The sequence below is a fragment of the Pseudomonas sp. TTU2014-080ASC genome, assembly GCF_001446935.1.
GTDB lineage: Bacteria > Pseudomonadota > Gammaproteobacteria > Pseudomonadales > Pseudomonadaceae > Aquipseudomonas.
In genome coordinates, this window is record NZ_LKKK01000001.1 from 1 (window position 1) to 22,946 (window position 22,946).

19 protein-coding genes and 1 rRNA gene are annotated in these 22,946 nt (G+C 55.4%); 1 reads left to right on the forward strand and 19 read right to left on the reverse strand.

Annotation, left to right across the window (positions count from 1 at the left end; genetic code table 11):
- From AO726_RS00005 to zwf, 12 genes are all read right to left on the reverse strand, one after another.
- Positions 1 to 91 (reverse strand): 16S ribosomal RNA (locus tag AO726_RS00005); the annotation flags it as partial.
- 601 nt (positions 92 to 692) lie between these two features.
- Positions 693 to 1,619, reverse strand: a complete 927-nt coding sequence (locus tag AO726_RS00010; protein WP_058066014.1) for a catalase family peroxidase — start codon at positions 1,617 to 1,619, stop codon at positions 693 to 695.
- Between the two features lie 116 nt (positions 1,620 to 1,735).
- Positions 1,736 to 2,839 carry an alkene reductase gene (locus tag AO726_RS00015; RefSeq protein WP_058066015.1) on the reverse strand — a complete coding sequence of 368 codons (1,104 nt, stop codon included), beginning with the start codon at positions 2,837 to 2,839 and terminating at the stop codon, positions 1,736 to 1,738.
- A gap of 41 nt (positions 2,840 to 2,880) precedes the next feature.
- Positions 2,881 to 4,338, reverse strand: a complete 1,458-nt coding sequence (locus AO726_RS00020) for an aldehyde dehydrogenase family protein (protein ID WP_058066016.1) — start codon at positions 4,336 to 4,338, stop codon at positions 2,881 to 2,883.
- 18 nt (positions 4,339 to 4,356) lie between these two features.
- Positions 4,357 to 6,003 carry a GMC family oxidoreductase gene (locus AO726_RS00025; protein WP_058066017.1) on the reverse strand — a complete coding sequence of 549 codons (1,647 nt, stop codon included), beginning with the start codon at positions 6,001 to 6,003 and terminating at the stop codon, positions 4,357 to 4,359.
- Between the two features lie 398 nt (positions 6,004 to 6,401).
- Positions 6,402 to 8,000, reverse strand: coding sequence for an FAD-dependent oxidoreductase (locus AO726_RS00030; RefSeq protein WP_058066018.1), 1,599 nt, complete (start codon positions 7,998 to 8,000; stop codon positions 6,402 to 6,404).
- 3 nt (positions 8,001 to 8,003) lie between these two features.
- Positions 8,004 to 8,462 carry a hypothetical protein gene (locus AO726_RS00035; protein WP_058066019.1) on the reverse strand — a complete coding sequence of 153 codons (459 nt, stop codon included), beginning with the start codon at positions 8,460 to 8,462 and terminating at the stop codon, positions 8,004 to 8,006.
- Positions 8,452 to 9,153 carry a TetR/AcrR family transcriptional regulator gene (locus AO726_RS00040; RefSeq protein WP_058066020.1) on the reverse strand — a complete coding sequence of 234 codons (702 nt, stop codon included), beginning with the start codon at positions 9,151 to 9,153 and terminating at the stop codon, positions 8,452 to 8,454. Before AO726_RS00040 ends, AO726_RS00035 begins: the two co-directional genes overlap by 11 nt.
- A 152-nt stretch (positions 9,154 to 9,305) precedes the next feature.
- Positions 9,306 to 10,928 carry an NADP-dependent glyceraldehyde-3-phosphate dehydrogenase gene (locus tag AO726_RS00045; RefSeq protein WP_058066021.1) on the reverse strand — a complete coding sequence of 541 codons (1,623 nt, stop codon included), beginning with the start codon at positions 10,926 to 10,928 and terminating at the stop codon, positions 9,306 to 9,308.
- Positions 10,929 to 10,976: 48 nt separating this feature from the next.
- Positions 10,977 to 11,663 carry a bifunctional 4-hydroxy-2-oxoglutarate aldolase/2-dehydro-3-deoxy-phosphogluconate aldolase gene (locus tag AO726_RS00050; RefSeq protein WP_152987209.1) on the reverse strand — a complete coding sequence of 229 codons (687 nt, stop codon included), beginning with the start codon at positions 11,661 to 11,663 and terminating at the stop codon, positions 10,977 to 10,979.
- Positions 11,664 to 11,680: 17 nt separating this feature from the next.
- Positions 11,681 to 12,397: a 6-phosphogluconolactonase gene (gene pgl, locus AO726_RS00055; protein ID WP_058066022.1), complete on the reverse strand. Its 717-nt coding sequence runs from the start codon at positions 12,395 to 12,397 to the stop codon at positions 11,681 to 11,683.
- Positions 12,384 to 13,853, reverse strand: a complete 1,470-nt coding sequence (gene zwf, locus AO726_RS00060) for a glucose-6-phosphate dehydrogenase (protein WP_058066023.1) — start codon at positions 13,851 to 13,853, stop codon at positions 12,384 to 12,386. Before zwf ends, pgl begins: the two co-directional genes overlap by 14 nt.
- 178 nt (positions 13,854 to 14,031) lie before the next feature.
- Between zwf and AO726_RS00065 the strand changes: the two genes are divergently transcribed.
- A complete protein-coding gene (locus tag AO726_RS00065; protein WP_058066024.1) occupies positions 14,032 to 14,892 on the forward strand; it encodes a MurR/RpiR family transcriptional regulator in 861 nt (286 codons plus the stop codon).
- Positions 14,893 to 14,909: 17 nt separating this feature from the next.
- Here the strand turns inward: AO726_RS00065 and AO726_RS00070 are convergent, their stop codons facing one another.
- The 7 genes from AO726_RS00070 to AO726_RS00100 all read right to left on the reverse strand — a co-directional run bounded on the left by AO726_RS00070 (position 14,910) and on the right by AO726_RS00100 (position 22,934).
- Complete coding sequence (locus AO726_RS00070) at positions 14,910 to 16,202, reverse strand: carbohydrate porin (protein WP_446737405.1); 1,293 nt, start codon at positions 16,200 to 16,202, stop codon at positions 14,910 to 14,912.
- A 116-nt stretch (positions 16,203 to 16,318) separates the two neighbouring features.
- A complete protein-coding gene (locus AO726_RS00075) occupies positions 16,319 to 17,479 on the reverse strand; it encodes an ABC transporter ATP-binding protein (protein ID WP_058066026.1) in 1,161 nt (386 codons plus the stop codon).
- 48 nt (positions 17,480 to 17,527) lie between these two features.
- Positions 17,528 to 18,352, reverse strand: coding sequence for a carbohydrate ABC transporter permease (locus tag AO726_RS00080; RefSeq protein ID WP_058066027.1), 825 nt, complete (start codon positions 18,350 to 18,352; stop codon positions 17,528 to 17,530).
- Entirely contained in the window at positions 18,345 to 19,253 is a 909-nt protein-coding gene (locus AO726_RS00085; protein ID WP_058066028.1) for a carbohydrate ABC transporter permease, read from the reverse strand. Before AO726_RS00085 ends, AO726_RS00080 begins: the two co-directional genes overlap by 8 nt.
- A gap of 135 nt (positions 19,254 to 19,388) precedes the next feature.
- Positions 19,389 to 20,642, reverse strand: coding sequence for an ABC transporter substrate-binding protein (locus AO726_RS00090; RefSeq protein ID WP_058066029.1), 1,254 nt, complete (start codon positions 20,640 to 20,642; stop codon positions 19,389 to 19,391).
- Between the two features lie 128 nt (positions 20,643 to 20,770).
- The gene (locus AO726_RS00095) at positions 20,771 to 22,213 is read right to left on the reverse strand and encodes an ATP-binding protein (RefSeq protein ID WP_152987210.1); all 1,443 of its coding nucleotides are present in this window, start codon (positions 22,211 to 22,213) and stop codon (positions 20,771 to 20,773) included.
- Positions 22,200 to 22,934 carry a response regulator gene (locus AO726_RS00100; RefSeq protein WP_058066031.1) on the reverse strand — a complete coding sequence of 245 codons (735 nt, stop codon included), beginning with the start codon at positions 22,932 to 22,934 and terminating at the stop codon, positions 22,200 to 22,202. The genes AO726_RS00095 and AO726_RS00100 overlap by 14 nt, the downstream gene beginning before the upstream one ends.
- Positions 22,935 to 22,946: the final 12 nt, after the last annotated feature.

Here is a 22,946-nt window from a genome sequence, read left to right on the forward strand (position 1 = left end):
TCCAGGAGCAAGCTCCCTTCATCCGCTCGACTTGCATGTGTTAGGCCTGCCGCCAGCGTTCAATCTGAGCCATGATCAAACTCTTCAGTTCAATACTGCTTGGGTTTTGAGAAAACCCTAAACTTGGCTCAGCAATCGCAAAAAACTCTCGAATTCACGAGTGTTACTTGTGATGCTGATAATCATTTGACTAACAGTCTTAACTCACAAGCACCCACACGAATTGCTTGATTCAGTTGTTAAAGAACAGTTGGTTAAGTCTTTCGTCTCAACCGAGGCGCGCATTCTACAGCAGCCTCTTTCTCTGTCAAGAGATTTGTGAAAATTTCTTTTCAACTTCAACCACTTGCGCTTTCGGTCGCTTTTCAGCATCTCGTCAGCGGGAGGCGAATTCTACAGCGTTTAAAAACCCTGTCAACCTGCCTTTTTCACCGCTTTCGATCTACCTGACCGAAGCCACCAACAGGATCAAACCACCACCCTGCCAGCCCGGCGCATTCTACTCAGCTTTCGCTGATTTGCAACCTCTAAATTAACTCAACTTATTGATTTATAGGCAATTTTTCTAGAGGCCCGCGCCGAGGAAGGTGCGCATTATAGGGAGAATAAAGGCAGAGTCAACTCATAATGTCGGTAGCTCGTTAATTCATGCCTTCACACTAATTAACTCACCTACTGACATGAAATATGGGCTATAGGCTGTTTCGGCGAATCATGGCCTTTTCATATATATGCTGTCGTGCAGAGATCATTGGGTCTGCGCTCGCTTTGATTCCATCCGGCAAGCGTGCAGGATTGAAGTTCAGCGCCTGCTGCGTCTCTAGCTGTCTGTCAGGCGGTAGCAATTCTTTCAATGTAAACACGCCAAGAACTACTGATTTGTTGCTTTGCGGCCATGCCACCGAGCCGTCAGCGATATTGTCCCCTGACTCTGCCAGTTGTGCGACCAGTCTGAGATGCAGGTCCCCTTTCGCTAAACGCTGAGCAAGCTCTATCTGTAAATGATCCACCTCCCAGTTGGCTACTTCATCTGCCTGGGCAGGCAACTCAGGTTGTTCAGGCTCAATGCGATAACGAACGGCCTGCTGTTGGCCCAGGTCGTTTTCAAACACAAATGCATTGACGCCATAGTAGGAAAGCCCGACATAGCTGTGTGGCACTGGCTTAGGTGCCTCAAGGAACGACTTAGCTTGCGGATGCCCAGCCAGGAACGCATCAAGAGCTGCAGAGTTTGGGGTCTCACCACCAGAAGCCGCTATTCCTTGCAAAAAAAACAGAAAGTCTTCCGGCGTCGAAACAGGGAATCCATTAAATGAATGGGCAACGATATCGCTCACCCCATTGGGCAATGTGAACCTTATTGCCAAGCCGTACGGGCTGGCCATCGGGTCACCATCTGCGGTAGCCGGCACTCCGCTGAAATTGGAGAAGCGCAAGAGGACCGGAATTGGCTCACCTTGCAAATGAGCCGCCCTACTGTGGCGCTTTGCCTCTGGCGTCGCTGTGAATACACCGCTCACCAACACACCTTTAGCATGGGCCACACGAAACCCTGGATGATTGCCGAACGTGGCATACAGCGCATCCAGCAGCGCGTCATACAACTGTTCTTGCGACATATGTGCATTCCCTGCAGATGGCTGCATGCCATCCGCAGCCTGTGCGGATGCAGCAGCCACAATCCATAGACTTGCCAGCCAGACGCTTGCTAGCCTCCCGGACCTGCTCATGATGATCAGGCCTTAAGGAACGGATAATCGGTGTAGCCTTTAGCATCGCCACCGTAGAAGCCGCTTGGATCCGCCTCAGTCAACGCTGCCCCCTGGGCAAAACGCTCCGGCAAGTCCGGGTTGGAGATGAACGGCTTACCAAATGCGATTGCATCGATCAGACCGGTATCAATCGTTTGCTGCGCAGTTTCCTGTGTATATCCACCACAGACAATGATGGTGCCGTTGAACTTGCTACGCAGTTGCTGGCGGAACTCCGTCGTGTAGGTAACTCCCGGCCATTCGGCGATGTGGATGTAAGCAATATTGCGCTTACTCAATTCCTCGGCCAAGTAGAGTGTTATCTCCCCGGCTTCGCTACTAAAGTCCATGTCATTAACAAACGGTGGGCACCAAGGTGAAAGACGGATACCAACTCGCTGCGGTCCGATTACTGCGGAAACCGCGTCCACCACTTCAAGCGCAAAACGTGCACGGTTAGCAATCGAGCCGCCATAACTATCTGTACGCTTGTTAGTGCTGGCTGACAGAAACTGCTCAATCAGATAGCCATTGGCACCGTGCAACTCAACCAGATCAAAACCTGCAGCATCGGCCCGACGTGCACCTTGGGCAAACTCTGTCACGACTGCGGCAATCTCCTCCTCAGTCAGCGCATGCGGCTCATCGCAGTCAACCATTCCCGGATTGCCCTGAGCATCGAAGGCAAATGTTTTTGCCTGGGCACGGATCGCAGAGGGTGCGACTGGCGGCTGGCCGGCTGGTAGTACGGAGTGATGTGCAATCCGACCGACATGCCATAGCTGAGCTGCAATCAACCCGCCTTTGGTGTGCACGGCGTCGGTAACCAGTTTCCACCCTGCCTCTTGCGCATCAGTAAAAATGCCGGGTGTAAAAGCATAACCTTTGGCACCAGCCGAAACAGGTACGCCCTCTGTGATAATCAGCCCGGCACTGGCGCGCTGCGAATAGTATTCCGCCGTCAGTGCTGTTGGTATGTCGCCGGGTTGCGCTGAGCGTGCGCGAGTCATGGGTGCCATAAACACGCGGTTATTGGCTTTGAACGAAGAAAGATTGAATGGCTGTAATAAAGCGTGCGAGTGACTCATAAAACCTCCGTGTGCCCGCTCTTAGGCGGGCAGTAAATCCATTAGCTCAGACGAAGCCCTGGGTTGAGTGCGATGTGTTTGTACTCAATGAAGTCATCCAGTGCGGCCACACCATTTAAGCGACCTTTACCTGACTGTTTAACACCACCCTCTTCGATCTCGTCATACACCACTGCCCAGTCGTTGATCCAGACAGTCCCTGCCTCCACCTCGCGTGCCACTCGAAGCGAACGATCGACATCGCGCGTCCAGATACTGGCGGCAAGACCATATTCACTATCGTTGGCCAGCGCGATAGCTTCAGCTTCAGTGTCAAAGATTTGTAGGGTCAGGACCGGGCCAAATGTTTCAGCCTGCACAATCGACATTTTCGGATCGCTAACTTGTAGCAGTGTTGGCCTGTAGAACGCACCTTTGGCCAATGGCCCTTCTGTCACCGGGCCGCCGCGTACCAGCACCTTCGCGCCGGCAGCAATAGCTTCTTCGACCACACGGTTTACCCGCTCAACGTTGGGCTTATCAATCAGCGGCCCCATATCACTGCTTGAATCAGAGGCCGGGCCGACTTTCACCGCCTCCAGGCGGGCAGATAAACGCTCGGCCACCACCTGTGCCACTTCACGCTGCACCAGCAGGCGTGACCCAGTCATGCAGAACTGACCGGCAAACACCGTCAGGGCTTTTTCCAACCGAGGAACCACCACATCGATATCCGCGTCGGCAAACACCACCATCGGCGTTTTACCGCCCAATTCCAGTCCGAAGCGCTTGAGATGCTGTGCTCCGGTGGCGGAGATTGCGCGGCCAGTGCCGGTACTGCCGGTGAAGCTGATGGTCGGCACCAGTGGTGACTCAATCAGGTAGCGTGATCCGGCTGAGCCATACTCGCTAAACATGTTGAACACGCCCTTGGGCAGCGACGGTGCTTCTGCAATGACGCGCGCCACCAGATTGGTGATCTGGGCGCTCTGCCCTGGCATTTTCACTACAGCGGTACAACCAGCTGCAAGTGCAGGAGCTAAGGAACGAATCATCAGCACAATTGGCGAATTCCACGGCACGATAATCCCCGCCACCCCCAAAGGCTGACGCAGCAGCAGGGAAATCTTACCTGGCTTTGGCTCTGCCGCTTTGCCGTATTCGGTGCGCGCCAGAGCTGCGTAGTAACGCAGCTTGGAAGGCACCATCCCGACCTCAAAGCCAGCCTCGGCTTTAACTTTGCCGTTTTCCAGGGAGAGGATCTCAATTAACGCCTGCGTGTTGCGCTCAAATGCGTCCGCCAGCTCCAATAAGACTTTCGAACGTAGCGAGGCGTCATCTTTCCAGGGAGTGGTTTCGAAAGCGTGTCTGGCCGCGTTAATTCCGCGCTCAGCTTCCGAACTGCCACCTTCAGCGTAGCGGCCAATGACATTGTAAGTAGCTGGATCAATCGACTCACGGTAGTTCCCGGAATCTACCCACTCTCCATCAATCCAATTCAGTGCAACTGTTGCATTCATGTATATGACTCCATGTCATCAGGCGTAATGAGTAGCAATTTTCTCAGCGACAGCAATAACGGTAATGTTGGTGGCCACTGAGGGCACATCAGGCAGGATTGAGGCATCGACAACACGCAATCCTTGCAGCCCGAGGACTCGTCCCTGTACATCGACTACAGCGTGTGGCTCACCTGGATTCCCCATGGGAGCTGTGGAAGTTGGATGATGATAGGTATCCAGCGTCGCTTTCGCGCTCGCCAGTAACTCCTCATCTGATGTCTGACCTTTACCCGGGTTCAGCTCGGAATCAATCAGCCCGCTCAGTGGCGCAGTTGCGCCGATCTTACGCGCCAGCCGAATGCCATCGAGCAAGCGCTCACGGTCCTTTTCCTCGCCAAGAAAGTTCAAGTCGATCTTCGGCGCACTGTAAGGATCACGGTCAGCCAACGTAACCTTGCCCCGTGACACAGGATGCGTCAGCGCTACGGCGAGAACAAAACCGACCTTGGTCGGGCTTTGATCATGGGGGAACAAGTGAGTAGCGGTGATATGGATATCCAGATCACCATTTTCAGCACTCTTACTGTGCGTCCAGATTTTTGCGCCGATCACCGGCGACTGCGCACCAATTTTTTCTGGCAGCGCCGCATAGGCGTTGTAATAGAACGGATGGTCCTGAAGGTTCTGCCCAACCGGCAGATCTACCACCAGCGGAATCTGCAAAGCGTTCAGATCAGCCTTTGGCCCAATACCGGAACGCAGCAGGATAGAGGCACTGCCATAAGTGCCAGCGGACAGGATGACTTCATCTGCCATGATTTTATCGCCGTTGGCCAGCTGCACGCCGATGGCGCGGCGGTTATTAACCAGCACCTTGTCGACCAATGAATCCGGTTTGATATCCAGGTTCGGGCGGGCGCGCACCGTGTCAGTCAAATAAGCGATACCTGTGTTTACACGGATACCTTTGACGATGTTCATCGGATACGGACCAACACCGTTGGCATCTTCACCATCAAAGTCAGCCACAACCTTGTAGCCGTTGCTAACAGTAGCGTCGATAAATGCACGCTGCATTGGAGTAACTTCGTCCCTCGATAGCTGATGCACCGGCAATGGCCCATTGTGGCCATGCAATTCACTCTTGCCACCGCTGTGGGTTTCGAGCTTTTTGAAGTACGGGAGAACCTCCTCGTAGCTCCAACCCGGTAGATTCCAGCGCTTGAAGTCGGTTGGACGCGAACGGATAGCCACCGCACCATTTATCGCTGAACTACCACCAATCACCTTGCCCCGAATGGCGCCGATGGGATGGTCAATGTAGCCAGCCTGCGACTTGTAGCCCCACTCAAACTCAGGGTTGAGGTTAGCACCAACCACATCACTGCTGGCCAAGATGTGCGGATAGCTTGCCGGTTTGAAGCTGTGCCCCGCCTCCAGCAACAGGACGCGGCGCTTGGAGTTTTCAGTCAGCCGACGGGCCAGAACAGCACCAGCCGAACCGCCGCCCACGACAATCACGTCATACGATGTGTGCTCCGAGCTATTTTGAGTCTGGCCTGATGTGGATTGCGCTGCTTGCGCCAACCGACTGCCTGCTGCCAGAGCGGCTACAGCTGTCACGCCACCTGCGAGGACTGAGCGACGCGTTGGGTGGCTGGAATCTCGGTCATTACTAGCCATATCTATCTCCCTATAGGCTGACTATGAAATGCGGTCAGTCGATAGGCTAGCTCGCAAGCACTAACTAATCAGTAATAAAAATCAGCAAGACTTTTTCGAAAAATCAGGAGCATTGACGAACTTAGGAAACGTCTGATAGCGCACTTCAGAACAACTGAAATCCCTAAAACGGCTAGCACAACGTGATGACGATGGCAGCTGTAGAGACCTGAATTGCATGCAATTAAACCGTTTCTCGCCATATAGAGAGAAAAGATCCGGGGAGCAAAGACAGCTTACCGTTCACACCAAAAGATTCGAATAGGCATTGTTTCAGCCCTTACTAAGCCTGCTGCAACGCGGAGCATGCACAACCAAAGACTATTGCTCCATATATTAAAAATATGAACGGATGCGGACTATTTTCGGAACGAAGCTGCGTCTGTGCTGTACGCCTTAACGAACTCTGCTGCAAAACGCTCTGCCAGCGCGACAATTGTCAAACTTGGATTGACCCCGACATTGGCAGCTATCGCGCTGCCATCTACAACATAAAGCCCCGGATAACCGAACACCTGATGATTTTTATCGATCACACCTGCCCCCGGCGTTTGCGCCATAACTGCCCCACCCAAGGGATGCGCCGTAACAGAAAGGCCACCCAGACTTTCCAAAAGCACGTTATGTGCAACCCCGCCACTGACTTCGGCGAATGCCCTGGCCGCCTGATTGGCTTGTGGCAAAAACGAAGGCGCACGCTGAGCTGCTGCTACACGAGACCTCAATGCGCGCCTACCGCCACGAAGCAGCGTACGCCCATAGGTAAATGCCAGTTGATTGTCGGCCTGCTGCATAACAGTCAGCACCGAGACACGGCGGTACCACTGCGAAGTACGCCACGCTTGAGTAGATCGCAGCGGGTGAAGTAGGAAATCCTTGAGAACGCGGGCCCGGCGCAGCCAGGGTTTATCGCCATCAATCAAAGGCCCCATGTACCAACGCATGAAGTTGTAACTCGGTGGGAATCGGTTTTGGGTGATATGAGTGTGCTGATCGGCATGAAAGTGCGTGGAGATGGTAGTCCCCGCCGTCACGTCGATAGATGGATCTCTCGCCAGAATGCTCACTACAGCTTCGCTGTTGGTGCGAACATGCTGCCCAAGCGCCGCAGAAAGTCCCGGCAAGGTACGGTAGTGATCACGGGAGGCAAACAGGATCTCCAGCGTCCCGGTCACACCGGCGGCCAGAATCACTTGGCGGGCCGTGAGCGCCGACTGTTTGCCCTTACGCCCAGGATGCTGGCGCAACACCCGATAACCGTCGTCTAGCGGTTCGATGTGAGTAACCTGCGATTCAGCTATCACATCGACACCTAGCGCCTCAGCCAGATACAGGTAGTTTTTATCCAGACTGTTTTTTGCCCCATGGGCGCAGCCGGTGATGCACTGCCCGCACTTGTTACAGCCCTTGCGCAGAGGCCCTCGCCCGGCAAAGAACGGATCGACCGGTTCGGTGCTGTCGCCGAAATAGATACCTTGCGGCACACCGCCAAAAGACTGCTCAGCCCCTAAACGCTCTGCAGTTTGCTGCAGCCAATGATCCTGAATACCCCGATGCGGGTTCTCATTCACACCCAGCATCTGCCTCGCGGTGGCGTAATACGGTGCAAGTTCGGCGGCCCAATCCGAGCTCAGCTCCTTCCAGGCCGGATCGTTATAAAAACCTGCGCCCGGCTCCAGCAGAACAGCGGCATATACCAAGCTGCCGCCGCCCACACCGATGCCACGCACTACGCCCAGATGCTGATAAACATCCTGCGCGAGGAAACCATAACGTCCCAGTGCAGGCATCCAAGTAAGCGCTTTGGCATCATGTGCTGCGCGGGCCATGTCCTGCGCGGTGACGCGCCTCCCCTGCTCTAGAACCGCCACACTCAGCCCCTGCTCAGCCAAGCGTAATGCGCTGACACTACCGCCAAAGCCCGAACCGACAATGATCACATCGTAATCAAAAGCCATACTTCAAGCCTCGCGCTGTAATACAAACGGCAGAGCGAGCCCGCGCAATATCGGCACATCGACAACCGTCATCGCCAACCAAGTGTTGTCATCCAGCATCCGTAGCTCATCTCGAATCCAGCGCCATGGCAGTGGTGCGTCGGCACCATAGATCAAGGCAACCCCCATTCGCCCGTCCACTGCCGACACGCTTTCCTGACAGCTCATGCGCAGCTTTTCCTCCACACCATGGCGGCGTTGCAGCACATTGGTCGCGGTATTTGCGTCAATAAAGCGTTTGCCCTGCCAGCCTGGCAGACCACCTAGTACCAGCCCCGGACCTGCGCTGGCCCGCAACCACCAAGGGCCGACAAAAGAAGCGCGGAAAAAACCCTGCCGAGCACCAGCCGGCACGGGCTCCAACTCGTTAAATACGGTCTTGATTTCGCCCAGGGACGCGCTAGTCAAACCTTCAAGTGTCATTGCCGAGCTCCATCGGGTTGAGGTCAATTGTCAAAGCCTTGGCGATCGGCACTGCCGACGCCCAATCCTGTTCGTTACCCAGCAAACCCACCACTAGGCGCAGCATGGCATTACGGGTCTGCTGCCAGCTGCTGGCATCCTGCGGGGTTTGCAGGTGGTAGCGATACACAAGAAATTCGATGCTGGTGATAAATACATCCACCAGCACTGCTGCCGGTCGTGGTCGACCAAGGGACTCGATCAATTGACACAGGCGCTGCGCGAGGACTGCCAGAGTCTGGGTGCGATGGCTGGATGCAGGCGAGTGAACATCATGCAACTCAGCGAACAGTGGTCTGAGCATCGGGCCCTGTTCGGCGCCCCAGTTGCGCCAGTAATCAAGGGCCGCCTCAAGCTTGCCTTGGACGCCATGAGCGGCATCTGTGACGCGGGTCATGCCTTCAACCAGCGCCTCGTTCAGCTCTCGCAGAACCTGATCGATCGCCTCATCGGCACTTGAAAAATATTTATAGAAGGTAGGCCGCGAGAGTCCTGCGGCCGCAACAATTAGCTCCACGCTCAGACCGTGATAGCCCCGCTGAATAAACACATCACGAGTGGCCGCAAGTATCTGTCGGCGCTTTACATCCTGCTGTTCAGCCCCATGTACAGGACGGCCTCGCGAGCGCTTGCCAGGTACTTTGGTGGTCATAGGCATGCCGCAATAAATAAGTTAACAGCACTGTAAAGCTATTATTTATCGAGGAACACACGTACCAACAAAATGCCATCGAGTAAGTCAGAAGAGGCTTCATAAATAAAAAGCGCGCGTAATACGCGCGCTTGGTAATGCAGGCCAATCGATCAGAGGATGTAATCCGTACTGATAAATACAGAATGCCGATTGGTGATGATTTCATTCAGCAATGCTTTACTCTGCGGCGTGCCGCGGCTGGCCACCAACGTCCTGATGGAGAACACACGCAGCGCATCGTGCACAGACAAAGTGCCCTCTGCCGAATTTTTGCGCCCGTTGAACGGATAACTGTCAGGCCCGCGCTGGCACTGAGCGTTGATGTTGATCCGGCCGACTTGATTGACAAATGCATCCACCAGACGACCAACTTCCGCTGGGTTATCGCCAAAAATACTGAGCTGCTGGCCATAGTCGGACTGTTGTACGTAATCGATCACTTCCTGCACATCGCGGTATGGCACTACCGGCACCAGCGGCCCGAACTGCTCTTCGTGATACAGACGCATATCCGCTGAAACCGGGCTCAGCAATGCCGGATAGAAGAAGCTGTGGCGGTGCTCGCCGCCACCTTCATTGACCACCTTCGCGCCTTTGCTTAGCGCATCCTCAAGCAACGCATTGAGGTAATCGACCTTGCCCGGCTCTGGCAACGGCGTCAGTGCTGCATTGGTATCCCAAGGCATGCCTGGCTTGAGCGAAGCCAGTTTGGCGCTGAACTTCTCGAGAAAGCTGCCCAATACATTTTCATGCACAAAGAGAATCTTCAGAGCTGTGCAGCGCTGACCATTGAATGACAGCGCACCGGTAATCGCCTCGTTGACAGCGTTATCCAGATCAACCTCCGGCAGCACAATACCGGGGTTCTTGGCATCCAACCCCAATGCTGCGCGTAGGCGATGCGGGCGTGGATGCAGACGCTTAAGATCACTGGCACCTTTGTGCGTACCGATAAAGGCGAACACATCGATCTTGCCACTGGCCATCAGCGCGCTCACCGTCTCCCGGCCACGGCCATAAATAACGTTGATAACGCCTGGCGGGAAACTGTCGCGGAAGGCTTCCAACAACGGGCGGATCAGCAACACGCCAAACTTGGCGGGTTTGAACACCACCGTATTACCCATGATCAAGGCCGGAATGAGCGTGGTAAAGGTCTCGTTAAGAGGATAGTTGTAGGGCCCCATGCACAGAGCAACGCCCAGCGGCACCCGGCGGATTTGGCCGATAGTGCCCTGCACCTGCTGAAAACGACTGGATTGACGATCCAGTTCTTTCAGCGACTCAATCGTGTCAACGATGTAATCGCAGGTTCTGTCGAACTCTTTCTCGGAATCTTTCAGGCTCTTGCCAATTTCCCACATCAGCAGGCGCACGACGGTATCGCGCTGCTCGCGCATTTTCGCCAGAAAGGTTTCGACATGCTGAATACGTTCAGCCACCCGCAAGTTTGGCCATAAGCCCTGACCGTGATCATAGGCATCGACCGCTGCATTGAGGGCTGCCATTGCAGCCTCAGCATCAAGCAGCGGTGTACTTCCCAGAATGACTTGCTCATCACCGGCATCGCCAGTCAGATACACCGGGCTGCGCACCGTAGCCAGAGGGCCGTCCCAGCGCAGCAACTCACCGTTGACCAGATACTCACGCTGTTCGACGGGCGAACCCACACGGAATGCTTCAGGGATTTCTTCCAGTCGCGGAAAAACCTTATCCAACTTACCTGTGCTCATCTAGTTACCTGCCTTGAACGTATCCATACCCGTCATGGTTGTGCGAACTCAGTCGAACAGACGTAAAGCCTCTTCGCTTGCAGAGCGGATTCGGGACCAATCACCGCTGCAAATCCACTCGCGGTTAATCATCCAGGTCCCGCCTACACACATGACATTTTTCAGCTCGGCGTAGTGCCTGAGGTTGTCTGGAGTAACCCCGCCTGTCGGGCAAAAGCGCACATTAGCAAAGGGCCCGCCCAGCGCTTTCAGGGCTGCAACACCGCCGCACAGCTCAGCCGGAAACAGTTTGAAACGCCGATAACCCAAGGCATAACCAATCATCACTTCAGACGCGGAGCTGACCCCGGGTAGCAACGGTAACGGACTGTAGACACCGGCACGCAGCAGTTCACTGGTACTCCCTGGCGTCACGATGAATTCAGCTCCGGCGGCCTCCGCCTCAGCCAGCATCCGCTCATCCAGAACTGTCCCAGCCCCCACACACAGTTCAGGTCGCTGCTCACGCAGGATGCGAATTGCACTCAGGCCAAACTCTGAACGCAGGGTAACTTCCAGGGTATCCAAGCCACCGGCCGCTAGGGCGTCCGCCAAGGGCAGGATGTCCTCTTCACGCTCAATGGTAATGACCGGCAGAATCTTGGCCCGACTGCACAGGGCATCGATCAGCTCAATTTTCGCGTCCATATTCGGCACTGCATCGCGCGCGCCACGGTGTTTAGCCACAGTATTCATATCGGTGCTCCTTGTGCTCATGGGCACCAGTAGAGATCGCAGGGAGAAGACAGAATGGCGCGTACCGGCATCCGTGCTGCGTCGGTATCGGCCAGGGCCTGGCGCAAGGTGTCGACTTTCGACTTGCCTTGCAGCAGCAGGAAGGTGGAACACGCACGCCCGAGAACTGCGTAAGTCAGTGTCAACCGCTGGCGGGGCACGCTTGGTGCGAGCATCGGCAGGCAGCGCATTGCTCCCGTTGCCGACAGCGCCTGCTGCAAATTGACTGAATCAGGGAACAGTGACGCGGTGTGGCCATCCTCGCCCATACCCAGCACCAGTACGCTGATTGGCTGAGGCAACGCGGCCAAGGCTGTTTCCGCCTGGATGGCAGCGCGCTCAACGCTGTCTGCAGCGTGATACAGGCCAATAAACCTCGCCTTGGCCGCCTCACCTTTAAGCAGATGGCTACGGACCAAGCCTTCGTTGCTATCCGCATGCGCCACAGGAACCCAGCGCTCATCGGCAAGGCTAACCACCACTCGCGACCAATCCAGCGGTTGCTGTGACAGGTGGTTAAAGAAGCTCAGTGGAGACTTGCCGCCCGATACCACCAGGCTGGCAATGCCCTGCTCAGCAATTGCGCCCTGCAGGACTTCCGCGACCTGTACCGCGAGTTGCTGCGCTTGCTTTTCCGCGTTGGGAAAGCTGTGCACCTGAACGTGTTCAGGAAATTTCAGGTCAGTAATCGCCATACCAGTCCTTACCATCTCGAGATATCAATCCAATCGAGGCTAACGGCCCCCACGTTCCTGCCGCATATGGCTTAGGCGCGGCCCCCTGACGCCGCCAACCGGCCATCAGTTGATCACACCACTGCCAGGCGTACTCGATTTCATCCTTGCGGACAAACAGGTTCTGATTGCCCTTCATAATTTCCAGCAACAAGCGCTCATAGGCATCCGGCACCCGCGAGTTGCCGTAGGTGTCCGAGAAATCCAGCTGCAACGGACAACTGCGTAACTGCATGCCTTTATCCAACCCCTGCTCTTTAGTCATGACATGCAGGGTGATGCCCTCATCAGGCTGCAAACGGATTACTAAGCGGTTGCTAATCAGAGGCCGCTGCTCAGGCGCAAAAATATGGTGAGCCGGGTCTTTGAAGTGAATGATGATGTGCGAAACCTTTTGCGGCATGCGTTTTCCGGTGCGCAGATAAAATGGCACTCCCGCCCAACGCCAGTTACGGATTTCTGCACGCAGCGCAACAAAGGTTTCCGTGTCACTTTTGCTGTTGCTGTTCTCTTCATCCAAATAGCCCGGTACCGGGCGACCATCAATGCTGCCTGACACATATTGGCCACGCACCAACTGCTGTCCGAGCTGCTCACCACTGATCGGTGCAAGCGCTTTAAGCACCTTTACTTTCTCATTGCGAATGCTGTCTGCAGACAAATCAGAAGGCGGATCCATCGCCACCAGACACAAAAGCTGGAGCAGATGGTTTTGCACCATATCTCGCAATTGCCCGGCTTGGTCAAAATAGCCCCAACGCCCTTCAATCCCGACCTTTTCTGCAACGGTGATCTCAACGTGAGAGATGTGGTTCTGATTCCACTGAGTCTCCAACAGGTTATTGGCAAAACGCAGGGCAATCAGGTTCTGCACTGTCTCTTTGCCCAGGTAGTGGTCGATCCGGTAAATCCGCTCTTCGGGAAAGTAGCGGGCTACCTCTTCGTTGACCGCGCGGGATGACTGCAAGTCATGGCCAATTGGCTTCTCCAGCACCACGCGAGTCCGTTCAGCCAAGCCCACAACCGCCAAGCCCGAACAGATGGAGGCATAAACTTTGGCAGGCGTTGCGAAGTAGGCGATCAGCGAATCGCTCTGTCCGATACGCTTCGCCAGCACTTGATAAGCCTGGGCATCCTGAAAATCCATGTACAGCCAGTCCAGCCGACTGAGGAAGCGATCAAGTACTGCCTGATCCAGTTCGTCACTGGGGACAAAATCGCGTAACGCCTCCATCACCAACGTCAGCGGTGGCTCTTCGGCAGCCATCTCACGCCCTAGCGCCAGCACCTGGGTCTGAGGCGGCAACAACCCGGCGCGGTCCAACTGGAACAGCGCCGGAAACAATTTACGTAACGCAAGATCACCAAAAGCACCAAACAAGGCGATCGTGCACGGCTCGATAGCTTCACTGCTCATTTGTAGGCTTCCATAACATCATCCACTATAAGTACACCCGGATTTGGCAATTTACAAGATTAATGTAGTAATAAAACTACATTTCACAGCAAGGTATTCAAATACAACGAAGCGTGCGGTAGTCGGCCACACAACAGCCTTGTACGATAGGGCCACTTTTCGCTTGCCTGGAGCACACATGAATCGCCTCAGCAACCTTCTTGAAGACATTCAAAACCGCGTCACCGAGCTCAATAAAGCCGAGCGCAAGGTTGCAGAAGTGATTCTGCAAGCCCCACAGCAAGCCACCCGCTACAGCATTGCCGCCCTCGCCCAGGCAGCCAAAGTCAGTGAGCCAACGGTCAACCGCTTCTGTCGCTCTTTTGGTGTCAGCGGTTACCCGGAATTGAAAATGCAGTTGGCGCAGAGCCTGGCCAGCGGCGCGGCTTATGTCAGCCGCGCTGTAGAAGCCACCGACTCGCCAGAGGCGTACACCCAAAAGATATTTGGCAGCACCATCAACTCGCTGGATAGCGCGCTCAAACAGCTTGACCCGCAACTGATCAGCCAGGCCGTCGACCTGATCATTCAGGCCCGGCAGATTCACTTCTTTGGCCTTGGCGCATCTGCCTCTGTGGCATTGGATGCTCAACACAAATTCTTCCGATTCAATCTGGCCGTGAGCGCTCATTCGGATGTTCTGATGCAGCGCATGCTGGCTTCCGTAGCTCACACAGGCGACCTGTTCGTGATCATTTCCTACACCGGTAGAACCCGCGAGCTGGTTGAGATTGCCCGCCAGGTCCGGCACAACGGTGCATCTGTGCTCGGCATGACAGCTGCCAACTCGCCGCTGGCACAAGCCTGCACCTTGAGCCTGAACATTCCGTTACCGGAGGACACCGACATTTATATGCCGATGACCTCTCGCATCGTCCAGCTCACGGTATTGGATGTCTTGGCCACTGGCGTTACGTTGCGTCGTGGTGCGGACTTTCAACCGCACCTGCGCAAGATCAAAGAAAGCCTAAACGCGACCCGCTACCCACTGGAGGACTAGGCCGCGTCAGACCTCACTCAGAACCTCGACTGAATCTTCAGCCCTGCCACCAGAGCGTTGTCCACCTCATCCACACCGCCGGGGCTTTTGATGTACTGCAAGTTGGGGCGCACAGTCAGCCAATTGGTCACGTGGATGCCGTAATACAGCTCAGCGTTGTACTCACTTCGCTGCAAAGGCACATAGCCCGGATTGTCGAAGTCGCTGATGCCTGTTTGCGTGTTTATTTGCTCGGCACGCTTTTTCACATCGTCATTGACATGAATGCGAGCCACCGCCAGACCAATGTCATCTTTAGGACGGGCATTGAACGCACCTTTGTATACCATCCCGACTTGCTGATAGTTGTCGATGCTGTTGGTCGCCTGATCATGCACCGTCAGGTTGGCGAACAGACTCAGACCACGACTGCTGTCACCGTCATGGGCAGTCACCTGCTGCTGAGCAACAACCCACCAGCCATGCTTGCTCGAGCGCGACTTGAAGGCGTCACCGGTGAGCCCCTGTGGCTGACCGTTCACATCATCATAGACATCATCGGCCTTAGCGCTGCTGTAGTAGTAACCCAGTCGATACTCACCAGGCAGACCATTGACCTTCGGTGACCAGACCATTTCCACTGGAATCAGCGCACCTTTTGTGCCACTACCGCTCAGCTTGAAGCCATTGCCGGTTTCAAGATTGGACGGGTTTTGTTCATAGGCACCAATCTGCACAAAAAACTCGGGGCTAATGTTGTATTTAACCCGCATCGCCCACTGACTGACAGGCCAGTTGTACCAGATGCCACCGGCCCAGTTACCGACTTGCGAGCCACAGAAGGCCAGGTTCTGGAAATCACAGGGGAAGCTGTTGAAGTCTTCTCCCTCACCGAACCGCCCCACTTTTACATCCAGCGTCCCATCGAAATATTTCTGTTTGACCCACATTTGAGTCAATCGCCAGGTTTGCCCGCGCCCCCAGACTTCCTGAGCAGCACTGAGCTGGCCCGTACGCGGATCGGCAATACGATCATTAGAGAGATTACGACCACTTCGCTCAGTAATGGCTAATTTGAATTCGGCATCCTGCCAACCGAAGATTTTCTGCAAGTCCAGGTGGACACCCAGACCAAACTGGTCGCTGTAGCGGGCGGTTTTGTCATCGTTATAGCCACCGTGAAGGTTTGCGGCCGCTTCACCCACATAATCCAGGGTAAAGTCGTACCCCTTCTCCAGTAACTCGGTTCGTAACCCACCCCAATCTCCTGTCATCCATTGCGACTCAGAAGAAAAGGCATCAGCAGCCAACGAGGTGCTGCTACAGGCCATGGCTAACAGACTGAGGGCACCAGCAGCCAATACTCGATCACGACATTCCATATCTTCACATCCTCTTATTGTCATTGTTTCGGTCAAAGATTCGGTTACGGCAAACCTTGTGTTCGTTATCCATTCACCTGCGCCGCCAAGGTGATGGACGCACTCTCATCTACCTGCGCACGTGTTTCAGCCATGAACAGCCGCTCTCCCGTCGCCGCGTTGAACAGCAGCAAGCGCGACGGATCGAACTGCAGATTGAGAATTTCACCCGCCGCAGGCACACGCTCCGGAGCCAGCCGGCAGCACACATGCGTGTTATTGAGGCTGACAAACGCAAGCGTGTCCGGCCCGGTAGGCTCCGTGACGGCGACTGCTGCAGGCAGCCCTGGTAGGGATGAATCATCCCCGGTACGAATCTGTTCAGGCCGCACACCCAGCAGCACACCATGCTCCTGCAGTCCCGCCTGCCACTGTCCTAAAGGCAACTCACAGCGCCCCTGCACCGACTCCACAACGCCCCACGCCTGCGCGCCTCGCTGCTGCACGGCTAACGGAATGAAATTCATCGGTGGGGAGCCAATAAAACTGGCTACAAAATGATTGGCCGGATCGTTATAGATCTGCTGCGGCGTCCCGAACTGCTGGATGATGCCGTCCTTCATGACTGCAACTTTGTCACCTAAGGTCATGGCCTCAATCTGGTCGTGGGTGACATACACCGTGGTGGTTTTTAGGCGCTGATGCATCAGCTTGATCTCAGTGCGCATTTCCACCCGCAGCTTGGCATCCAGGTTTGATAGTGGCTCATCGAACAAATAGATCTTCGGCCTTCGTGCCAACGCTCGCCCCATTGCTACCCGTTGCTGCTGACCACCCGAAAGCTGGGCAGGTTTACGCGTTAGCAGATGTTCGATCTGTAACAGCTTGGCGACGCGCTCTACCTCTGCATTGATGGTTTCGACAGGCAGCTTGCGGATTTTGAGACCGAAGGCGATGTTCTCTCTGACCGACATCGTCGGGTACAGCGCATAGGACTGAAACACCATGGCGATGTCCCGTTCCTTGGGTGACTGCTGACTGATATCCACACCATCGACCAGGATTGAACCGCCACTGATGGTTTCCAGCCCAGCGATGCAATTCATCAGGGTGGATTTACCGCAGCCAGATGGCCCGACCAATATCAGAAACTCGCCCGACTCAATCGACAGTTCAATCTGCCTGAGCGTATCAGCCAGACCTTGGCCATATGATTTGTGTACGTTTCGCAGTTCCAACGTTGCCATTGCCTTTCTCCACAGTTGTCCGCGTTATCTGCATGCTCAATGACGGGCTCAGCCTTTGACGGCTCCAGCCGTAAGCCCACGCAGGAAGTACTTGCCCGCGAACACATAAACCAACAACGTCGGCAGCCCGGCGATCATTGCGGCGGCCATATCGACGTTGTATTCCTTAACCCCGGTGCTGGTGTTGACCAGGTTATTGAGTGCGACTGTGATGGGCTGGGTCTCGCCGCTGGCGAACACCACCCCAAACAGGAAGTCGTTCCAGATTTGGGTGAACTGCCAGATCAGGCAGACCATGATGGTCGGCACCGACATCGGCAGCAGAATCCGCCCGAAGATGGTGAAGAAACCGGCACCATCCAGGCGCGCAGCACGCACCAGAGCATCCGGCACGCTCACATAGAAATTGCGGAAGAACAGTGTGGTAAAAGCCAGACCGTAGACCACATGCACCAACACCAGCCCCGCTGTGGTATTGGCCAAGCCCAAGTTGCCAAGGGTGAACGACGCGGGCAGCAAGACCACCTGAAACGGCAGAAAACACCCCAAGAGCAACATGCCAAAGAACAGCTGCGAACCCCTAAAGCGCCACATAGACAGTACATAACCATTGAGCGCACCCAGAGCAGTCGAAATCAGCACTGCCGGAATGGCGATCTTCACCGAGTTCCAGAAGTAGCCATCGACCACAGCCCAGGCCTTGACCCAACCGATCACGGTAAACACATCCGGCAGACTGAGGAGGTTACCGGTGCGGATTGCATCTGGGGTTTTAAAACTGGTCAGCAACATCACCAGCAACGGCACCAGATACACCGCACAAGCCAGCAGGAGCAGCGAGTAAATAACAATCCGATTAAGGGACTTAGTCATGGCGCTTGTTCCTCAGCTCCGAGTACAGATACGGCACAATCACCGCCAGCACCGCCCCCAGCATCAGCATGGCGCTGGCGGCTCCAAGCCCCATCTGGCCACGGGTAAAGGTGTGGGCGTACATAAACATCGCGGGGAGATCGGAGGCATAACCCGGCCCGCCAGCTGTCATCGCAGCGACCAGATCAAAGCTCTTGATAGCGATGTGCGCGAGGATCATCAAGGCACTGAAAAACACCGGGCGCAGGCTCGGCAGCACAATGCGCAGATAGATCGTTGCAGGGCTCGCACCGTCGACCTGTGCAGCGCGAATGATCGACTGATCCACCCCGCGCAGGCCTGCCAGAAACAACGCCATGACAAAACCTGAGGATTGCCACACAGCCGCGATGACCAGGGTATAAACCACACGATCAGGGTCGACGATCCAGTCAAAGCGGAAACCTTCCCAGCCCCAGTCACGCAGCAGTTTGTCCAAACCTAGCCCGGGATTGAGCAACCACTTCCAAGCCGTACCGGTGACGATCATCGATAACGCCATCGGGTACAAATAAATCGTACGGATAAAGCCCTCGCGGCGAATGCGCTGATCCAGCAACACCGCCAGCAGCACGCCAATCACCAAGCTGATTACGATGAACAAGCCACCGAACACCACAAGATTCTTGCTCGCCACCCACCAACGCTCGTTATTCCACAAGCGCTCGTACTGTAGTAGCCCGGCCCAGCTGTAGCTCGGCATAAATCTCGAGTTGGTGAAACTCAGGACAAACGTCCAGAGGATGTATCCATAAAACCCCACCAGCACCACCAGCATGCTCGGTGCCAGCACCAGCTTGGGCAGCCAGCGCTGGAGGACATCAAACGGAGAAGCTCTTACCGAAAGCGCACTCGAACCCATGGTTCACTCCCTGTCGCACAACCAAAATCCACGCACGCACCGCCCGGACCGGTGCCCAGCGGTCAACGTGGTATCTGGGAAATGAGGCGAATCTCCGCCTCTGCTAAGCGTCTACAGCCTGAGCGACCGACGTGGCTATTGAACGGCCTGAACTGCGGCGGCCAGCTGCTTCGCGGCCTTTTCTGCAGACATGTCAGGGCTGTTGAAGAAGTTGGTCACCACATCAAACACAGCCCCCTGCACATAGCTGGAAGCGGCCATATCGTGGGACAGGCTCGGCTGCAATCCGCCATTGCCCGCGGCCTGTTTAAAGTCGGCCATGGACTGCTGCGCACAGCTGTCGAAGCTGGCCATGCTCAAGTCCTGTCGCACGGGGATCGAACCTTTGTTCTGGTTAAAGAACTCCTGAAATTTCGGCTCCATTACCGTGCGCGCCAAGTCTTCCTGAGCCTGGCGGTTCGCCTCATTGCTCAGCTTGAACATGACCAGCGAATCCATGTTGTAGGCAAAGCTGCCCTGGGTGCCGGGGAACGGTACGCACGCGTAATCCTTACCAGCGATCTTGTTGGCGGCCGTCCATTCACTCTTGGCCCAGTCGCCCATGATCTGCATACCGGCTTTGCCATTGATCAGCAGGCCGGTGGCGACATTCCAGTCACGCCCGGCAGCATCCGCATCGATATAGCTGCGAAGTTTGCGCAGCGTGGTGAACGCCTCCACCATCTTCGGCCCGGACAAAGTGGCCTGATCCAACTCAACAAACGCCTTGTGGTAATCCTGCGGCCCCAGGATCGACAGGACGAAATTTTCGAATACCGTACCGTCCTGCCAAGGCTGACCACCGTGGGCAAACGGGATAAATCCGGCAGCCTTAAGCTTATCGGCGGCGGCAAACAGCTCGTCCAGCGTAGTCGGCACAGTAGCTCCAGCCTGCTGCATCACATCCGGGTTGATCCACAGCCAGTTAACCCGGTGCACGTTCAACGGGACCGCTACGTAGTGACCGTCATACTTGACCACATCAGCCAGTTCAGCAGGCAGGAGCTGATCCCACTTTCCCTCATTAGCAACATCAGTAAGGTTAGCGAGCAGACCAAGCTGACCCCATTCCTGGATGTTGGGGCCTTTAATCTGCGCGGCGGCGGGTGGATTACCAGAAACGGCGCGGGTTTTGAGCACAGTCATGGCTGCTTCGCCACCGCCACCGGCTACGGCGAAGTCTTTCCAGACGTGACCTTTTTCTTCAACGAGATTCTGCAGGGTTTCTGCTGAGCGCTTCTCGCCACCGGAGGTCCACCAATGCAAAACCTCAACCTCTCCCGCAGTTGCAGCGAGCGGCAGGACAGAAACGAAAGACATGACTAAAGCCAGGCGTGAAATAGTGTGCATAGCGCTACCTTTTTCTTGTTATACGGCTGCAAGCTCTGCTGCTTGCCTGGTTATTGAGTCTATCCAGATGATTTTCGTGCTAAGTAACAAAGGGACGCTGGATTGTCACAAGGCCGTTACAAAAACCATTAACGCCAGCGCGGCAGCCACAATGTAACGCGCAATCCCCCGTCACGCAGGTTCTGCAAGGTCACCTCACCGCCGTGGCTGTGGGCCAGACTGCGGGCAATACCAAGTCCTAGTCCATAACCCTGCTGGTGACCGGCCAGACGGAAATGCGGCTCAAATATCTGCTCCAGCTGCCGCTCGGGCACGCCAGGCCCTTCATCATCGACGTGCAGGACAAACGCATCGCTACTATCAGCCACCCGCAGGTGTGCACGATTTCCGTACTTCAGAGCGTTATCGAGCAGGTTTCCAATGCAGCGACGCAGAGCCAGCGCCTTGCCGGGATAGCTAGCCTGAGCCTGCCCTTCCAGCGTGACGCGCCCATCGGCCAGATACGGCTCGATCAGACCGTGTAGCAAATGATTGAGATTGATCTGCTCTATATTTTCGTGAATATCCGTGTCTTTCACACACTGCAATGCGCCTTTGACCAGCAGTTCTAGCTCGTCCAAATCACGATTGAATTTACCCCTGAGCTGTTCGTCATCCAGCAACTCGGCACGCAGTCGCAGACGCGTAATCGGCGTACGCAGATCATGGGAAATTGCACTGAAAAGCTGGCTGCGCTCACTCAAATAACGGCTAATGCGCTGGCGCATGCTGTTGAACGCCTTACCCACATCCATTACCTCGCGCCCGCCTTCTTCCGCAACTGGCTCGGCCACTGGGTCCAACGACCACTCCCTGGCAGCCTGAGCCAAGCGCTTCAATGGCTGGGTCTGCCAGCGCACCAGCAGGCCGATAAACAGCAATAGAAAACAGCTTGTGAGAGCAATAAACAGCACCTGGTGCTCAGTTACTTCCCCGCGGTCAATGTTGCTATACGGCTCGGGCAACAAGGAGGCCAGGTACAGCCATTCTTCAGGACCAATACGTATTTGCGTGACTAACACAGGCGGGTTTAGCGGCTCGAGCGTCAGGGAATAATTGGCCCAGGATTTCGGCAGCTCGTCCAATTTCAACGCGCCGTTAAACACCCGCAGATCATCCGGCCGGACAAACTGTACGGAAAACTCAAGATCATTACCGAGACGCTCCTTGAGCACCTGGGTGATGGTGTTCAGCACCACATCAGATCGCTCCGTAACCGGCAGCACCTGCATCGACAGTGGGCGGTTGTTTAGCGATACAAAAAAACGCGAGCCGCCCATGCTACGCAGTTGCTCAAGCACCATTGGCCGAAACCCCAACGGCAGCGAGCGGAAATAGCTGACACTGGCGGCAATCGAGTGCGCCATGCTACGGGCACTACCCTGCAAGCCCTCCATCTGAGTGGCTCGGAATTGTGAAACCCAGATCAGACTGGACAAGCCTTGCGCCAACAACACCGCCAATAGCGTCAGCAACAACATGCGCCCGAGCATAGAGCGCGGCACCGGTAGCCAGCGCCTAAATACCAACATGCCGTTGCCTTGTGACATTAACCGCCAGTAGATACCCTGCACCGCGAACGGTACGGATAAGCTGGGGTGATTTACCGGTATCGCGCAAGCGCTGACGCAGGCGGCTGACACCCATATCGACAATACGCTCAAGCGGCATGACATCACGGCCACGGGTGAGATTGGCGATCGTGTCCCGATCAAGAATCTGTTGCGGGTGATCCAAAAACAACTTCAGCAGGGCAAAGTCGGCACCAGACAAAATGACTTCGCCACCGTCACGGTGAAACAGGCGATGGCTCACCGTATTGAGCTGCCAGTCAGCAAATACCAGCACCTCGCCGACAGCGCTCTGTTCGGAAAAACCAGCGCGGCGCAACAGGGCTTTAATCCGCGCTTGCAGCTCGCGGGGGCTAAAGGGTTTGCCGATGTAATCATCGGCCCCTAACTCCAAACCGATGACCCGGTCCACCTCATCCGAGCTGGCGGTTAGCATGATCACAGGTACTTGGGCACAGCGCGGGTGCTCACGTACCCAACGGCACAAGCTGAAACCATCCTCATCCGGCAGCATGACATCTAGGATCGCCAGATCAGCGCCCTGCTCATCCATAACCGCACGAAAGCCACCACCGTCGGCCACCGCCAGCACGGTAAAACCTGCGCGACTTAAGTAGGTCTGCAGCAGGTCGCGAATATCTTCGTCATCATCAACCAGCAGAATGGTTTTACCGTTTGTCATCTCAGTTGCGAT

Excerpts from the sequence above, each read along its gene's own strand:
- AO726_RS00010 (WP_058066014.1), bottom strand. The coding sequence starts at position 1,619 with ATGTCGCAAGAACAGTTGTATGACGCGCTGCTGGATGCGCTGTATGCC.
- zwf (WP_058066023.1), bottom strand. The coding sequence starts at position 13,853 with ATGAGCAGTGAAGCTATCGAGCCGTGCACGATCGCCTTGTTTGGTGCT.
- AO726_RS00015 (WP_058066015.1), bottom strand. The coding sequence starts at position 2,839 with ATGAGTCACTCGCACGCTTTATTACAGCCATTCAATCTTTCTTCGTTC.
- AO726_RS00090 (WP_058066029.1), bottom strand. The coding sequence starts at position 20,642 with ATGCACACTATTTCACGCCTGGCTTTAGTCATGTCTTTCGTTTCTGTC.
- AO726_RS00025 (WP_058066017.1), bottom strand. The coding sequence starts at position 6,003 with ATGGCTAGTAATGACCGAGATTCCAGCCACCCAACGCGTCGCTCAGTC.
- AO726_RS00100 (WP_058066031.1), bottom strand. The coding sequence starts at position 22,934 with ATGACAAACGGTAAAACCATTCTGCTGGTTGATGATGACGAAGATATT.
- AO726_RS00080 (WP_058066027.1), bottom strand. The coding sequence starts at position 18,352 with ATGACTAAGTCCCTTAATCGGATTGTTATTTACTCGCTGCTCCTGCTG.
- AO726_RS00075 (WP_058066026.1), bottom strand. The coding sequence starts at position 17,479 with ATGGCAACGTTGGAACTGCGAAACGTACACAAATCATATGGCCAAGGT.
- AO726_RS00035 (WP_058066019.1), bottom strand. The coding sequence starts at position 8,462 with ATGACACTTGAAGGTTTGACTAGCGCGTCCCTGGGCGAAATCAAGACC.
- AO726_RS00020 (WP_058066016.1), bottom strand. The coding sequence starts at position 4,338 with ATGAATGCAACAGTTGCACTGAATTGGATTGATGGAGAGTGGGTAGAT.
- AO726_RS00045 (WP_058066021.1), bottom strand. The coding sequence starts at position 10,928 with ATGAGCACAGGTAAGTTGGATAAGGTTTTTCCGCGACTGGAAGAAATC.
- AO726_RS00065 (WP_058066024.1), top strand. The coding sequence starts at position 14,032 with ATGAATCGCCTCAGCAACCTTCTTGAAGACATTCAAAACCGCGTCACC.
- pgl (WP_058066022.1), bottom strand. The coding sequence starts at position 12,397 with ATGGCGATTACTGACCTGAAATTTCCTGAACACGTTCAGGTGCACAGC.
- AO726_RS00030 (WP_058066018.1), bottom strand. The coding sequence starts at position 8,000 with ATGGCTTTTGATTACGATGTGATCATTGTCGGTTCGGGCTTTGGCGGT.
- AO726_RS00070 (WP_446737405.1), bottom strand. The coding sequence starts at position 16,202 with ATGGCCTGTAGCAGCACCTCGTTGGCTGCTGATGCCTTTTCTTCTGAG.
- AO726_RS00050 (WP_152987209.1), bottom strand. The coding sequence starts at position 11,663 with ATGAATACTGTGGCTAAACACCGTGGCGCGCGCGATGCAGTGCCGAAT.
- AO726_RS00085 (WP_058066028.1), bottom strand. The coding sequence starts at position 19,253 with ATGGGTTCGAGTGCGCTTTCGGTAAGAGCTTCTCCGTTTGATGTCCTC.
- AO726_RS00095 (WP_152987210.1), bottom strand. The coding sequence starts at position 22,213 with ATGTTGGTATTTAGGCGCTGGCTACCGGTGCCGCGCTCTATGCTCGGG.
- AO726_RS00040 (WP_058066020.1), bottom strand. The coding sequence starts at position 9,153 with ATGACCACCAAAGTACCTGGCAAGCGCTCGCGAGGCCGTCCTGTACAT.